Source organism: Mycolicibacterium arseniciresistens (assembly GCF_030519285.1).
GTDB lineage: Bacteria > Actinomycetota > Actinomycetes > Mycobacteriales > Mycobacteriaceae > Mycobacterium > Mycobacterium arseniciresistens.
On the sequence record NZ_JAUMSQ010000058.1, the window covers coordinates 24,530 to 37,826 of the forward strand.

At 69.2% G+C, this 13,297-nt stretch carries 12 protein-coding genes; 6 read left to right on the forward strand and 6 right to left on the reverse strand.

The features are described 5' to 3' along the window. The first annotated feature begins 79 nt into the window (after positions 1 to 79). Both Q2100_RS10815 and Q2100_RS10820 read left to right on the forward strand, forming a co-directional pair. Positions 80 to 1,282, forward strand: coding sequence for a cytochrome P450 (locus Q2100_RS10815; RefSeq protein WP_302914054.1), 1,203 nt, complete (start codon positions 80 to 82; stop codon positions 1,280 to 1,282). Then, complete coding sequence (locus Q2100_RS10820; protein WP_302914055.1) at positions 1,279 to 2,349, forward strand: phosphotransferase; 1,071 nt, start codon at positions 1,279 to 1,281, stop codon at positions 2,347 to 2,349. The genes Q2100_RS10815 and Q2100_RS10820 overlap by 4 nt, the downstream gene beginning before the upstream one ends. 7 nt (positions 2,350 to 2,356) lie before the next feature. Here the strand turns inward: Q2100_RS10820 and Q2100_RS10825 are convergent, their stop codons facing one another. The 6 genes from Q2100_RS10825 to Q2100_RS10850 are packed head-to-tail and all read right to left on the reverse strand — an operon-like array spanning position 2,357 to position 9,178. Continuing rightward, a complete protein-coding gene (locus Q2100_RS10825; protein WP_302914056.1) occupies positions 2,357 to 3,652 on the reverse strand; it encodes an MFS transporter in 1,296 nt (431 codons plus the stop codon). A 36-nt stretch (positions 3,653 to 3,688) separates the two neighbouring features. Continuing rightward, on the reverse strand, positions 3,689 to 4,990 hold the full coding sequence (locus Q2100_RS10830; RefSeq protein ID WP_302914057.1) for an MFS transporter: 1,302 nt from the start codon (positions 4,988 to 4,990) through the stop codon (positions 3,689 to 3,691). Between the two features lie 52 nt (positions 4,991 to 5,042). After that, positions 5,043 to 6,521 carry an adenylate/guanylate cyclase domain-containing protein gene (locus Q2100_RS10835; protein WP_302914058.1) on the reverse strand — a complete coding sequence of 493 codons (1,479 nt, stop codon included), beginning with the start codon at positions 6,519 to 6,521 and terminating at the stop codon, positions 5,043 to 5,045. Between the two features lie 22 nt (positions 6,522 to 6,543). Beyond that, positions 6,544 to 6,846, reverse strand: coding sequence for a hypothetical protein (locus Q2100_RS10840; RefSeq protein WP_264013317.1), 303 nt, complete (start codon positions 6,844 to 6,846; stop codon positions 6,544 to 6,546). Continuing rightward, positions 6,843 to 8,345, reverse strand: coding sequence for a class I adenylate-forming enzyme family protein (locus tag Q2100_RS10845; RefSeq protein ID WP_302914059.1), 1,503 nt, complete (start codon positions 8,343 to 8,345; stop codon positions 6,843 to 6,845). The genes Q2100_RS10840 and Q2100_RS10845 overlap by 4 nt, the downstream gene beginning before the upstream one ends. Then, complete coding sequence (locus Q2100_RS10850) at positions 8,342 to 9,178, reverse strand: SDR family oxidoreductase (RefSeq protein WP_302914060.1); 837 nt, start codon at positions 9,176 to 9,178, stop codon at positions 8,342 to 8,344. Before Q2100_RS10850 ends, Q2100_RS10845 begins: the two co-directional genes overlap by 4 nt. 212 nt (positions 9,179 to 9,390) lie before the next feature. On the opposite strand from Q2100_RS10850, the gene Q2100_RS10855 reads away from it, so the two are divergent. The 4 genes from Q2100_RS10855 to Q2100_RS10870 form a co-directional block, all read left to right on the forward strand. After that, a complete protein-coding gene (locus Q2100_RS10855) occupies positions 9,391 to 10,968 on the forward strand; it encodes a methylmalonyl-CoA mutase family protein (protein WP_269893582.1) in 1,578 nt (525 codons plus the stop codon). After that, positions 10,969 to 11,379 (forward strand): cobalamin B12-binding domain-containing protein, encoded by a 411-nt coding sequence (locus Q2100_RS10860; RefSeq protein ID WP_269893581.1) that lies wholly within the window; start codon positions 10,969 to 10,971, stop codon positions 11,377 to 11,379. Between the two features lie 75 nt (positions 11,380 to 11,454). Further along, positions 11,455 to 12,411, forward strand: coding sequence for an LLM class F420-dependent oxidoreductase (locus Q2100_RS10865; RefSeq protein ID WP_302914061.1), 957 nt, complete (start codon positions 11,455 to 11,457; stop codon positions 12,409 to 12,411). Further along, on the forward strand, positions 12,408 to 13,297 hold an 890-nt coding region (locus tag Q2100_RS10870; protein ID WP_302914062.1), incomplete at its 3' end, for a CaiB/BaiF CoA transferase family protein. The genes Q2100_RS10865 and Q2100_RS10870, both read left to right, overlap by 4 nt.

Here is a 13,297-nt window from a genome sequence, read left to right on the forward strand (position 1 = left end):
GCCGACCGCTTAACAGATCGGGGGTTACTTGTAATACTTACGCGTGTAAGCTGCCTCTCGCGTAAAGAGAGGGTTTTCCGTGACCGTGAGTGCCAGCCCCGGCGTCTACTTCGACCCCTACGACGTCGAACTCAATGCCGACCCCTATCCCATGTTCAAGCGCCTGCGCGAAGAGGCGCCGCTCTACTACAACGCCCAGCACGACTTCTATGCGGTGAGCCGGTTCGAGGACGTCTGCAAGGCGCTCGTCGACCACGGCACGTTCAGCTCCGCGCGCGGTGCGATCGTCGAGCTCATCAAGGCCAACATCGACATCCCGCCGGGCACGGTGATCTTCGAGGACCCGCCGATCCACGACATCCACCGCAAGCTGCTCGCCCGGATGTTCACCCCGCGCAAGGTCAACGCGCTGGAGCCCAAGATCCGCGAATTCTGCGCCCAGAGCCTCGATCCGGCGATGGAGTCGGGACGGTTCGACTTCATCACCGACTTCGGCGCCATCATGCCGATGAGGGTGATCAGCGCACTGCTCGGCATACCCGAGGAGGACCAGGAGAAGATCCGCGACCACGGCAACGCGCAGCTGCGCACCGAGGCGGGCAAGCCGATGGCAGCCGCGCAGGACGGCCTGGTCGACGGCTCCATCTTCGAGGCCTACATCGACTGGCGCACGGAGAACCCCTCCGACGACATCATGACCGAGCTGCTCAACGTCGAATTCACCGACGAGCACGGGGTCAGGCGCCACCTCAGCCGCGAGGAACTGCTGATCTACATCAACGTCGTCGCGGGCGCGGGCAACGAGACCACCACCCGCCTGATCGGCTGGGCGGCCAAGGTGCTCGCCGAACATCCCGACCAGCGCCGCGAACTCGTCGAGAACCCGTCGCTCATCCCGCAGGCGATCGAGGAGCTGCTGCGCTTCGAGCCGCCCGCGCCGCACGTCGCGCGCTACGTCACCCGGGACGTCGAGATCCACGGCCAGACCGTGCCGGAGGGCAGCGTGATGATGATGCTGATCGGCGCGGCGGTGCGCGATCACCGGCAGTTCCCGCCCGACGGCGACGTGTTCGACATCCACCGCGAACCGCGCCAGCACCTCGCGTTCAGTGTCGGCACCCACTACTGCCTCGGCTCGGCGCTGGCCCGGCTGGAGGGCCGCATCGCGCTCGAGGAGATCCTCAAACGCTTCCCGGAATGGGACGTCGACATGGCCAACGCCGCCCTCTCGCCCACTTCGACTGTGCGCGGCTGGGATTCGATGCCCGCCATCGTCCGATGACCAGCGTCGAGTTGACGGTCCCGAACGACTGGGACGACATCACCCCGGTCTGGATGACCGCGGCGCTCGGTGATCACCACCCGGACGCGGTGGTGGGCTCGGTCAGTGTCGACCTGCGCGACGACGGCACCAACCGGCGGGCCCGGCTGCGGCTGGGCTACACCTCGGGTTCGGGGCCGGAGACGGTGTTCGTCAAGGCGGTCGACCCCGGCCATCGCGATCTGGTGCGGCTGACCAGTGGGCTTTTCCACGAGCCCCGGTTGTTCAACTCGGGCGTCGAGCTGCCGTTGGAGCACCCGACCGTGTACGCCGCCGTGATCGACGAGGCCCGCGAGGATTTCATCCTGGTCATGGAAGACCTGACCGTCCGTGGTGCCGACCCGCGCGACGCCACCCGGCCGTTGACCGTCGAACAGGCGGCGACGGGGGTGCGGGGCCTGGCCAGGATGCACGGAAAGTACTGGGGCGCACGGTCGCAGACACCCGAACTGGAATGGCTGGAACCGTTCGTGCCCTGGGAGGGCATGGGCGCGGCGCCCCTGCAGGCCGCGCTCGACCGACTGGGTGACGACGCGCCGGACGAGGTGATGGCACTGACCATCAGCGGACTCATCGGCGACATCTGGGCGCCCTACATCCGCAGCCTGACGAAGTCGCCGCAGACTCTGCTGCACGGCGATCCGCACATCGGCAACACCTACCTGCTGCCCACCGGCGAGATCGGCTTCCTGGACTGGCAGGTAGCGCGGCGCGGCAACTGGTCGCTGGACCTGGGGTACTTCCTGCAGGGCGCGCTGACCACCGAGGACCGCCGCAGCAGCGAACGCGACCTGCTCGAGGAGTACCGCGGTTCGCTCGGCCTGCCCGCCGACGAGGCGCCGTCGTCCGACGAGGTCTGGCTGCGCTACCGGGCGTCGGTGGCACACGGTCTGACGCTGTGGCTGTGCACCGCCAGCGCGGGCGAACTGTGGCAGCGCCCCGACATCGCTCTGGCCCTGGCGCAACGCTATTCGTTCGCCTACGCCGACCTGAGCACCGCCGAGGCGATCGCAGCGATCGACACCTGACACGCGGTCACGCGGCTGGGTTGCCCCGCCACGGGCCGGGCATCAGACTCACCGCGATCGCCGAGATCACCGACACCCCGATCAGGTACGCCGCGATCGAGTCGCTGGTTCCGGTGGCGGCGTAGAGGGCGGTGGCGATGGTCGGTGCGAACGCCGAACCGACCACCTGCGACAGGGTGTAGCCCACCGACACCCCGCTGTAGCGCACGTCGGCGTCGAACACCAGGCTGAACAACGACCCCGTCACGCCTGCCGCGGGCGCCATCGCGATGCCGAACACCAGGACGAGCGCGAGCAGGAACAACCCGGGGTCACCGGTGTCGATGAGCGCGAAAACGGGCACCACGGACACACCCATCGCGACCACGCCGGTCAGGAACACCGGCTTGCGCCCCACCCGGTCCGACAGCGCGCCGAACAGCGGGTAGAGCACCACCGCCACCAGTGCGGCGACGAACACGCCGAAAAGCGCCTGCGCCCGGCTGATCCCGGCGACCGTCGTGCCGTAGGACACCAGGTACGCCACGCAGATGTAGGCGAACACACCCTGGGACAGGTAGGCGCCGGCCACCAGCAGGATCTCGCGCCAGTGCCTGCGGAACGCCGCCACGATCGGCATCCGCACCACGGCGGCGCGCTCACGCACCGCAGCGAAATCCGGGCTCTCCGCGATGGACAGCCGGATCACCAGTCCGATGACGATGAGAAGTGCGCTGGCCAGGAAGGGGATTCGCCAGCCCCAGGACAGGAACCGGTCGTCGGGCAGCAGCGACACCGCGTAGAAGGCGAGTGTGGCCGTCGCGGTGCCCGCGGGCGCACCCATCTGCGGAAAGGCGCCGTAGAGGCCCTTTCTGGCCGCAGGCGCGTGCTCCACGGCCATCAGTGTCGCGCCGCCCCACTCGCCGCCGACCGCGAACCCCTGCACCAAACGCAGCAGGGTCAACAGGACCGGCGCGGCCCACCCGATCTGTGCGTAGGTCGGCAACAGCCCCATCAGCACCGTCGACAGCCCCATCAGCAGCAGCGAGTACACCAGCATCCGTTTGCGGCCGATGCGATCGCCGAAGTGTCCGAACACCATTCCGCCCAGCGGCCGAGCGAAGAACCCGACCCCGAAGGTGGCGAACGACAGCAGCAGTCCCATCGCCGGCGATACGTCGGGGAAGAAAAGCTTCGGGAAGACCAGGGCGGCCGCGGTGCCGTAGATCAGGAAGTCGTAGTACTCGACGGTGGTGCCGATGAAGCTGGCCAGCGCGACCCGCAGGCCCGAGGTGCGCGGCGGCACGCCCGCGGGGGTGGTCATGGGTCACGGTATCGCGTGATCGCCCGCCCGGCAGTCTTATTCGACGATGTCGCGCAGCGGCCGGCCCGCGGTCTCCCGCATCGTCATGATGGTGGCGAGGGTGATGACCGCGGCGACGACGAGATAGATCGCAGGGGCGAGTTCGTTGCCGGTGCGGTCGGTCAGCCAGGTGGCGATGTAGGGCGTGGTGCCGCCGAACAGGGCGACCGACGTGTTGTAGCCGATCGAGTAGCCACTCGAGCGCACCTTGGTGGCGAAGAGTTCCGCGCCCGCGGCCAACGAGGCCGAGACGAACACCGCTTCCAGCGCGGCCAGGCCGGCATGGGCGGCGACGGCCGCCGCCAGCGATCCCGAGTTCAGCAGCCAGAACAGCGGATAGCTGAACACCGCGAACCCGACTGCGCCCGCGATCAGCAGTGGTTTGCGGCCCACCCGGTCCGACAGCGCACCCAACGGGAGGATCAGCACGAGCGCTACGACGCTGGCCACCGTGATGGAGACGAACGCGTCGGTCTTGGTGAAGCCCAATGTCTCGGTGAAGTAGCTCGGCAGGAAGGTGAAGACCACGTAGAAGCCCACGTTGTGGATGATCACCAGGCCGATGATCTGCAGGATGGGCCGCCACGAGGTGGTGACCGCCTCGCGCAGCGGTGACTCGGAGACCTCGCCGGACTTCTTGAGCCGCTCGAACTCCGGTGTGTCGCCGAGGCGGAGCCGGATGTAGAGGCCGACGCCGCCGAGCACTCCGGCGATCAGGAACGGGATGCGCCACCCGTAGCTCTCCATCGCCTGCTCGCTCAGCGCGGCCTCGAGCAGGGTGACGGTGATGGACCCGAGCAGGAAGCCGATCACCACCGACCAGACCAGGAACGCCACCACGAAGCCGCGGTGGCGGTTTGGCGCGTACTCCGCGAGAAAGCATGCTCCGCTGCCGTACTCGCCGCCGGCGGAGAAGCCCTGCAGGCACCGCAGCACCAGAAGCAGCGCCGGGGCGAACACGCCGATCGAGTCGTAGCTGGGCACCAGGCCGATGGCGAAGGTCGACGCCGACATCAGCAGGATGACGAGCGCGAGCACCCGCTGGCGCCCGATCCGGTCGGCGAGCGGCCCGAAGAACAGTCCGCCCAGCGGCCGCATGAAGAACGCGGCGGCGAAGATGGCGAAGGTGCTCAGCAGTGCGGCGGTCTCGTCGCCGGACGGGAAGAACTTCGCGGCGATGTAGGTGGCGAGGAAACCGTAGACGGCGAAGTCGAACCATTCGACGGTGTTGCCGATCGCCGCACCGCGCACGGCCTGGCGTACCGCCGCCGGTTCGGCGGCCCTGACATCGGAGGTCATGTCCGGGGGTTCCCGGTGGCGTTCGGGATGTAACCTGCCGATCTCGACCGGATCAGCGGGCGGCGGTCGGCGCCCACATGTCGGTGGGTTCGGCCCGGCCGCGCAGCACCTCCCGGCTGTGCTCGGCCCACCGTCGCCGTTCGGTGTCGTCGGCTGCGCGCAGCGCGACGCCTGAGCACAGCACCCGGGCATCGACGCCCTTGGCGCGGTCGGCGAGCCGCGCGGCCTCGTTGACCGCGTCGCCGACGACGGTGTACTCGTAGCGGTTCTCCGCGCCGATGTTGCCGGCGAACACCGGACCGGCCGACACCCCGATGCCGAAGTCGACTGACAGACATCCCAATTCGATGCTCAGGGTTCTTGCGGTGGTCAGCGCCGCGGTGGCCGGCCGGTCGATGGGCAGCGGTGCGCCGAACACCGCGAGCGCGGCGTCGCCCTGGAACTTGTTGACCAGGCCATGGTTGTCGTCGACGGCGGCGACCACGATGCGGAAGAAATCGTTGAGGATGTCGGCCACCTGCTGGGGGTCCCGATGGGTGGCCAGTTCGGTGGACCCGACGAGGTCGATGAACAGCACCGCGGCCTCGCGCACGTCACCGGCGACGGCTTCGGTGCCCTCGATCGCGCGGCGGACCACCTCGGGACCGACGTGGCGGCCGAACAGGTCGCGCAACCGGTCGCGTTCGCGCAGCCCGATCACCATCCGGTTGAAGCCACTCTGCAGGCGCCCGATCTCGGACCGTTCGTAGACGTCGACGAGGCGGCCGATGTCGCCGCGCTCGACCTCGGCCATCGCCGCCACCACGTCGCGCACCGGATCGGAGATCGACCGCGAGACGACGATCATCGCCCGCAGGCCGAGCATGACCGCGACGATGGCGAGCACCAGCACCGGGACCTCCACCGACGCGTCCCGGGAGATCAGCCAGCCGTTGCGGCGCAACATGGTCAGGGCGACGATGCCGGCGCCGGGCAGCGCGGTGCACACCGTCCACATCAGGATCAGCCGCGCGCGGACACCCGGGACGGCCTCGGCGTGCGCGAGGTCCCCGGCGGTCACGGTCATCACCGGCCGCAGCGTGCTCTGGGTGAACAGGAAGCCGGTGGCCACCGTCGCGGTCGTCCCGAACAGCACCGCGAAGGCGATCACCGTCATGACGCCGCCGCCCTCATCAGCGTTGAGGGAGAGCATCACCGCGGCGGCAACGGCCCACGGCGTCAACAGGATCGCCGACTGCCAGTGGGTCAGGTTGCGGACCGTCCGAAGGTTGCCCAGATCCCGATCGCCGCCCTTCAGCAGGCGGAGGGCCGGCTCGATCAGCAGGACGCCGCCGACCGAGACGGCTGCGGTGCCGACGGCGACCAGCACGACGGTGGCGATCAGATTCTGTCTGCTGAGCAGCGCCTGGGCGTCGGTGACGCTCTGCGCGCTCAGCGAGACGGCGATCGCGACCACCTCGGCGGCGGTCAGCAGGTAGGCAAGCGCGAGTCCGGCGCCGTATCTGGCGCGCAGTCGGCCGGGCGGCGCCACGACCCCTCGCCCCGATACCTCGTCAGTCGCTGGCGGGCAGCGGCTTGGCCTCCTTGAGGCTGAGTGGGGTGTCCCCGACGGCCAGCGTGCCCTTTCCGGCCTTGGTCACCAACACTTCGGCGCCGTTGTCGTCGACGTAGCGCTTGCCCATCACGTTCCCGTCGGACAGCGCCGGGTCGAGGGTCGCGTCGGCCGCTTTCTCCCCGTCCAGCGGCACCATCGGTGCGCCGCCGGCCCGCAGGTCGTCCAGGCTCTCGGCGCTGCGCACCACGATCACCTGGGTGTCGCAGACCTGGCTCTGCAGGCGGGTGCCGTTCTTGATCATGCTGGCTCCTTCGTGGCCGTCTGGAATTCGTGGATCAGCTCGCGGCGCAGGACCTTGCCGGTGGCGTTGGTGGGCAGTTCGTCGCGGAACACCACGCGGTCGGGGGTGCGCGAACCGCGCAGGTGGCTGCGGACGTGCTCGCGCAGCAGGTCCGGGTCGGGGTCGGCTCCGGCGGCGGGGACGACGACGGCGACGATGATCTGGCCCCACTGCGGGTCCTCGGGCCCGATCACCGCGACGTCGTGGACGTCGGGGTGTTCGACGAGCACGTCCTCGATCTCGGCGGGCGCGATGTTCTCGCCGCCGCGGATGATGGTGTCGTCGGACCGGCCGCCGATGAACAGGTAGCCCTGCTCGTCGAGCAGCGCGACGTCCCTCGTGGGGAACCAGCCCTCGGCGTCGAGCACCGAACCGATCTCGGCGTAGCGACCGGACACCTGATCGCCGCGCACATAGAGCTCACCGGTCTCACCGGGGCCGAGCACGGTGCCGTCGTCGGCGCGGATCTGCACCTCGATGCCGGGCACCACCTGGCCGACCGAGCCGAGACGGCGCGCCGCGACCGGATCGTCGGCGCCGAACGCCGCACGGTGGTCGTCGGGTCCGAGCACGGCGATCGTCGAGCTGGTCTCGGTGAGGCCGTAGGCGTTGACGAAGCCGACGTCGGGCAGGAGCTCGAGCGCGGTGCGCACCAGCGGCAGCGCCACCTTGGATCCGCCGTAGGCGAGGTTGCGCAGCGTCGGCAACTCGACCGGTTCGCTCTGCAGCGCCGTCACGATGCGATCGAGCATGGTGGGCACCACGGTCGCCGTCGTGACGTGCTCGTCGCGGATCAGCCGGATCCATTCGCGGGCGTCGAAGACGGGCAGGTACACCATCTTCCGGCCGGCGTAGAGGTTGGACATCGCCGCGCCGACCCCGGCGATGTGGTAGGGCGGCACGCAGATCAGTGAGGCGTCTTCTTCTGCGGCGGAGCCGAACTCGACGGTGCCGGTGACATAACTCGTCAGGTTGTTGTGGGTGAGCTCGACGGCCTTCGGCCGCGACGTGGTGCCCGAGGTGAAGAGCACCACCGCGACGGCATCGGGGTCGGCGAACTCGGCGACCGGTTCGGCCGTGCGGGCGGCCGCGAGGAAGTCGTCGGAGGTCATCGTCTGGCGTCCGGCCTCGCCGACGACGTCGCGGTAGTCGGCGTCGGCGATCACCAGCGCGTCGGGGAGCCGCTCGATCAGTTCGCGCAGCCCGTCGCGGCTGAGCCGGTAGTTCAGCGGGGTGAACGGCACGGCGGCGCGCGCGGAGGCGAACAGCAGCAGCGGCAACATCGTCCCGCCGGTGCCCACATAGGCGACGTGCGCGGCGCCGGAGGCGGTGATCACGCCCGCTCCGCCGTCGGCGAGGGCGCTGAGCTCGCCCGCGCTCAGCCGCAGGTCGTTGGAGACCACGGCGGTCCGGTCGGGATCGCTGGACGAGGCCATCTCCAGCAGCAGCGAGATGCTCATGGCCGGTCCGCCTCGTCGACGAAGATGTCCAGGGTGGGGTTGTCTCCGCCACCGTAGCGGGTCAGGTCGGTGATTCCCGCCGAAGCCAGCACCTCGGAGTCGATGTAGCAGTTGCCGGTGGCCTCGCGCGCAGGCCGGGACAGCACCTCGACGGCGGCGTCGGCCATGATCTCCGGGCTGCGGGCCGATTCGAGCGCCTTCTCGCCGATGTGCGCGACCGCGGCGGTGGCGATGTAGGTCTGCGGCCACAGGCAGTTGAACGCGATGCCGGCGTCCGCGTACTCGGCGGCCCAGCCCTGGGACAGCAGCGTCATGCCGTACTTCGAGAGCGTGTAGGACGGGTGGGCGCCCAGCCAGTGCGGGCTGAGGTTCAGCGGCGGCGCGAGCGTGAGGACGTGGGCGTTGGCCGAGTTGCGCAGGTGCGGCAGCGCGGCCTTGGTCAGCAGGAACGTGCCGCGCAGGTTGATGTCCATCATCAGGTCGAACTTCTTGGCGGCCAGCGCCTCGGTCGGCTCGGTGGCGATCGCGCTGGCGTTGTTCACCACGATGTCGATCCCGCCGAAGTGCTCGACGGCCGCCTCGACCGCGCGCGCGACGTCCTCTTCCTTGCGCACGTCGCCCACCACGGGCACGGCCTTTCCGCCCGCGGCCTCGATGTCGGCGACCGCGGTGTGGACGGTGCCGGGCAGCTTGGGATGTGGTTCGGCGGTCTTGGCCAGCAGCACGACGTTGGCCCCGTGCCGGGCGGCGCCGATCGCAATCGCCAGGCCGATGCCCCGGCTGCCGCCGGAGACCACCATGGTGCGGTCGGTGAACGCTTGCTCGCTGGACATGGGCCTCCTCGGACTTGCCCTCGATGGTATTGGCATTCTCTTTTGACGCAAGTGCCGTAATCACCGATTGTCTCTCACGAGCCGCCGAGGTCGGCGCGGGGGTGTCCGGTGCGGGCAGGGGGTCGTCAGGCGCAGGTGAGGCGCGGACGTGGGCGCTCATTTCCCACAAGTGGTATTGGCATTCTCATTTTTTGCAAGTACGTTATCCATCGATGACAGACTCCGTGCAGACCTCCTCGGGCATCCCGCTCGAGCCCGTCTACGGGCCCGCCGACCGGGAAGCCGACCCGCCGCCGCCAGGCGGCTATCCGTTCACTCGCGGCAACTTCGCGTCCGGGTACCGCGGGAAGCTGTGGACGTTCCGGCAGTATTCCGGATTCGGCACCGCCGAGGAGTCGAACCGCCGCTACCGGTACCTGCTCGACCAGGGCGGCACCGGGCTGTCCGTCGCGCTGGACCTGCCCACCCAGTGCGGCTACGACTCCGACGATCCCGAGTACGGCGAGGAGGTGGGCCGCGTCGGCGTCGCGGTCGACACCCTCGCCGACGCGGAGATCCTGTTCGACTCGATCCCGCTGGACAAGATCAGCACGAGCTTCACCATCAACGGCACCGCGGCGATCCTGCTCGCTTTCTACGTCGCGGCGGCGGAGAAGGCCGGGGTGCCCCGCGAGAAGCTCACCGGCACGATCCAGAACGACATCCTCAAGGAGTACGCGTCGCGCGGGACGTGGATCTGGCCGCCCGAGCCGTCACTGCGGCTGATCGCCGACACCATCGAGTTCTGCGCCGCCGAGGTGCCGCGGTTCAACGCGATCTCGGTGGCCGGTGCGCACTTCCGCGACGCCGGCGCCAACGCCGTGCAGGAGATGGCGTTCACCCTGGCCGACGGCGTGACCTACTGCGACACCGTCGTCGAACGCGGCCGGATGAGCATCGACAAGTTCGCGCCGCAGATCTCGTTCTTCTTCTACACCCACGGCGACTTCTTCGAGGAGATCGCCAAGTACCGCGCGGGCCGGCGGCGCTGGGCGACCATCGTGCGCGAGCGCTACGGCTCGACCAGTGACAAGGCGTCGATGTTCCGCTTCGGCTGCGTGTCCGGCGGCGCGTCGCTGTACGCCCCGCAGGCGCAGAACAACGTGGTGCGCATCGCCTACGAGGCGATGGCGTCGGTGCTCGGCGGCGTGCAGTCGATGTTCACCGCCGCGTGGGACGAGCCGTTCGCGCTGCCCAGCGAGGAGTCGGCGACGCTCGCGCTGCGCACCCAGCAGATCCTGGCCTACGAGACCGGGGTGACCCGGGTGGCCGACCCGCTGGGCGGGTCCTACTTCGTGGAGGCGCTCACCGACGCCACCGAGGAGAAGATCGTCGAGATCATGGGTGACCTCGAGGCGCACGGCGGGATGGTGCGCTGCATCGAGGACGGCTACCTCCAGGGCCTGATCGCCGACGAGGCCTACAAGATCCACAAGGAGGTCGAGTCGGGGGAGCGGCCGGTGGTGGGCGTCAACAAGTTCGTCACCGCCGAACCGCCGCCGGACATCGACACCTACGAACTCGACGCGCAAGGGCGCGACCTTCAGCTCAAGCGGCTGGCGAAGGTCAAGGCCGAGCGGGACAACGTCGCGGTGAAGGAAGCACTTGCCGCCCTCGCGCGGTCGGCCGAGGGAGACGACAACCTGATGCACAAGCTGGTCGACTGCGCGAACGCGTACTGCACGGTCGGCGAGATGGTGTCCACGCTGAAGTCGGTGTGGGGCGAGTTCCAGCAGCCGGTGGTGTTCTAGATGACCGGGTCAGCTCCCGCGCGCGTGCTCGTCGCCAAACCGGGCCTCGACGGACACGACCGTGGCGCCAAGATCGTCGCGCGTACCCTGCGCGACGCCGGGTTCGAGGTCATCTACACCGGCATCCGCCAGCGCATCGAGGACATCGTGTCGATCGCGCTGCAGGAGGACGTCTCGCTGGTCGGCCTGTCGATCCTGTCCGGGGCGCATGTGGCGCTCACCGCGCGCACCGTCGATGCGCTGCGGGCCGCCGATGCGGGGGACATCGCGGTCGTGGTCGGCGGCACGATCCCGCAGAGCGACGTGCCCAAGCTGTTGGAAGCGGGTGCGGCCGCGGTGTTCCCGACGGGCACCTCGCTGGAGGACCTGGTGCGTGACGTGCGTGCGCTGACCGACAAGGCGACTCAGTGACGAATGTGAAACGTCGGCGGTTTTCGGCCCTGAAGCCCGCCGAGGATTCACACTCGGCGAAGGAAGTGCGGTGACATGAGACTCGGTGTGATGATCGGGGCCGAGCGCGGCGACATGGCCCGCAAGGTCAAGAAGCTGGTGTCCGACATCGAGTGGGCGGAGTCCGCGGGCCTGGACACCGCGTGGATGCCGCAGGTCCCCGACGACTTCGACTGCCTGACGATGGTCGCGCTGATGGCCGCGCACACCTCGCGTATCGAACTGGGCACCGCGGTGGTGCCGCTGCAGGCGCAGCACCCCATCGCCCTTGCACGTCAGGCGCTTTCGGTGCACGCCATGGCCGGGGGACGGCTGGCGCTGGGCGTCGGCCCGTCGCATCACTGGATCATCCGCGACATGCTGGGGCTGCCTTACGAGAAGCCGGCCGGCTACACCCGCGACTACCTGGAGGTGCTGAGCGCCGCGGTGTCCGGTCCCGGTCCGGTGGACGTGGAGAACGGCAACTTCACCGTGCACAACCCGACGGCGCTGGGCGCGGAGACACCGCTGCCGGTGCTGGTCGCCGCGCTCGGGCCGGTGATGCTGCAGCTCGCGGGCGAGCACGCCGACGGCACCGTGTTGTGGATGGCCGACGAGAAGGCCATCGGCGACCACATCGCGCCGAAGATCACCAAGGCCGCCGCGGACGCGGGCAGGCCGGCGCCGCGCATCGTCGCGGGCATCCCGGTGTGCCTGTGCGCGAACTCCGAGATCGACGCCGCGAAGGAGCGGGCGAATCGCATTCTCTCCGAGGCCGAGACGTCGCCGAACTACCAGAAGCTGCTAGACCGCGGCGACGCCCGCAACGTCGGCGATCTCTGCGCGGCGGGTGATGAGGACTCGATCCTGACGCGGTTCAAGCAGTTCGCCGACGCCGGGGTGACCGACCTGTCGGTGCGGCTGCTGCCGATCGGCGACAACCGCGACGAGCTGATCGCCTCGAAGCACCGCACGCGTGAGGTGATCGCCGAGCTCGCCAAAGCTGTGCGATGAGCGGTACTGGACCGCTCGCAGGCATCCGCGTCCTGGAGGTCGGCGTCATGCTGGCCGGGCCCTACGCCACGATGATGCTGGCCGATCTGGGCGCCGAGGTCGTCAAGATCGAGCCGCCCGGCGGTGAGATCTCCAGGCAGGTCAGCGACAGCTACTTCGCCAGCCTGAACCGCAACAAGTCGAACATCTGCCTGGACCTGCAGTCGCCCGACGGGCAGCGCCGGCTGGGCGAGCTGGTCGCGGAATCCCATGCGCTGCTGGTCAACATGAAGCCCTCGGTGATCCGCAAGCTCGGCCTGACCTATGAGGACCTGCGGCGCTTCAACGAGAAGATCGTGTGCGTCGCCATGACGGGTTTCGGCCTCGACGGCGGCGACGACCCGGCGTTCGACTACGTGATCCAGGCCGCCACCGGCGTGGCGGCGATGACCGGCGACCCGGACGGGCCGCCGACGCTGCCCGGGTATTCCTCGGCGGACAATTCGACCGGCCTGACCGCCGCTCTTGGCCTGCTGGCGATGATCGTGTCGGGTCGCGGTGGTCAGGTGGACGTCTCACTGCGCGACGTGATGCTCTCCCAGCTCAACTACCGCGCGGCGGCCTACCTCAACGACGGTGTCGAGCCACGCCGCTTCCCGAACGGCGCGCACTCGTATTACGTTCCCGCGCAGCTGTTTCCCACCGCAGCGGGGTATCTTGCGCTGTTCATCACCCATGACGGGTTCTGGCGGCTGTTCGCCACGGAGGCCGGCATCGACGGCTTCCCGACGATGGCCGAGCGTGCGGCCCGCCGCGAGGAGGTGCTGGCGGTCGTCACGGCGGCGCTGCGCACCGACACCGCGGCCGGGTGGGAGGCGCGGTTGCGCCCGCTGGGAATCCCCGCCGC

Bases quoted from the DNA above. Each gene is read 5' to 3' on its own strand.
- Q2100_RS10820 (WP_302914055.1), top strand. From the start codon at position 1,279: ATGACCAGCGTCGAGTTGACGGTCCCGAACGACTGGGACGACATCACC.
- Q2100_RS10825 (WP_302914056.1), bottom strand. From the start codon at position 3,652: ATGACCACCCCCGCGGGCGTGCCGCCGCGCACCTCGGGCCTGCGGGTC.
- Q2100_RS10830 (WP_302914057.1), bottom strand. From the start codon at position 4,990: ATGACCTCCGATGTCAGGGCCGCCGAACCGGCGGCGGTACGCCAGGCC.
- Q2100_RS10840 (WP_264013317.1), bottom strand. From the start codon at position 6,846: ATGATCAAGAACGGCACCCGCCTGCAGAGCCAGGTCTGCGACACCCAG.
- Q2100_RS10845 (WP_302914059.1), bottom strand. From the start codon at position 8,345: ATGAGCATCTCGCTGCTGCTGGAGATGGCCTCGTCCAGCGATCCCGAC.
- Q2100_RS10850 (WP_302914060.1), bottom strand. From the start codon at position 9,178: ATGTCCAGCGAGCAAGCGTTCACCGACCGCACCATGGTGGTCTCCGGC.
- Q2100_RS10855 (WP_269893582.1), top strand. From the start codon at position 9,391: ATGACAGACTCCGTGCAGACCTCCTCGGGCATCCCGCTCGAGCCCGTC.
- Q2100_RS10860 (WP_269893581.1), top strand. From the start codon at position 10,969: ATGACCGGGTCAGCTCCCGCGCGCGTGCTCGTCGCCAAACCGGGCCTC.
- Q2100_RS10865 (WP_302914061.1), top strand. From the start codon at position 11,455: ATGAGACTCGGTGTGATGATCGGGGCCGAGCGCGGCGACATGGCCCGC.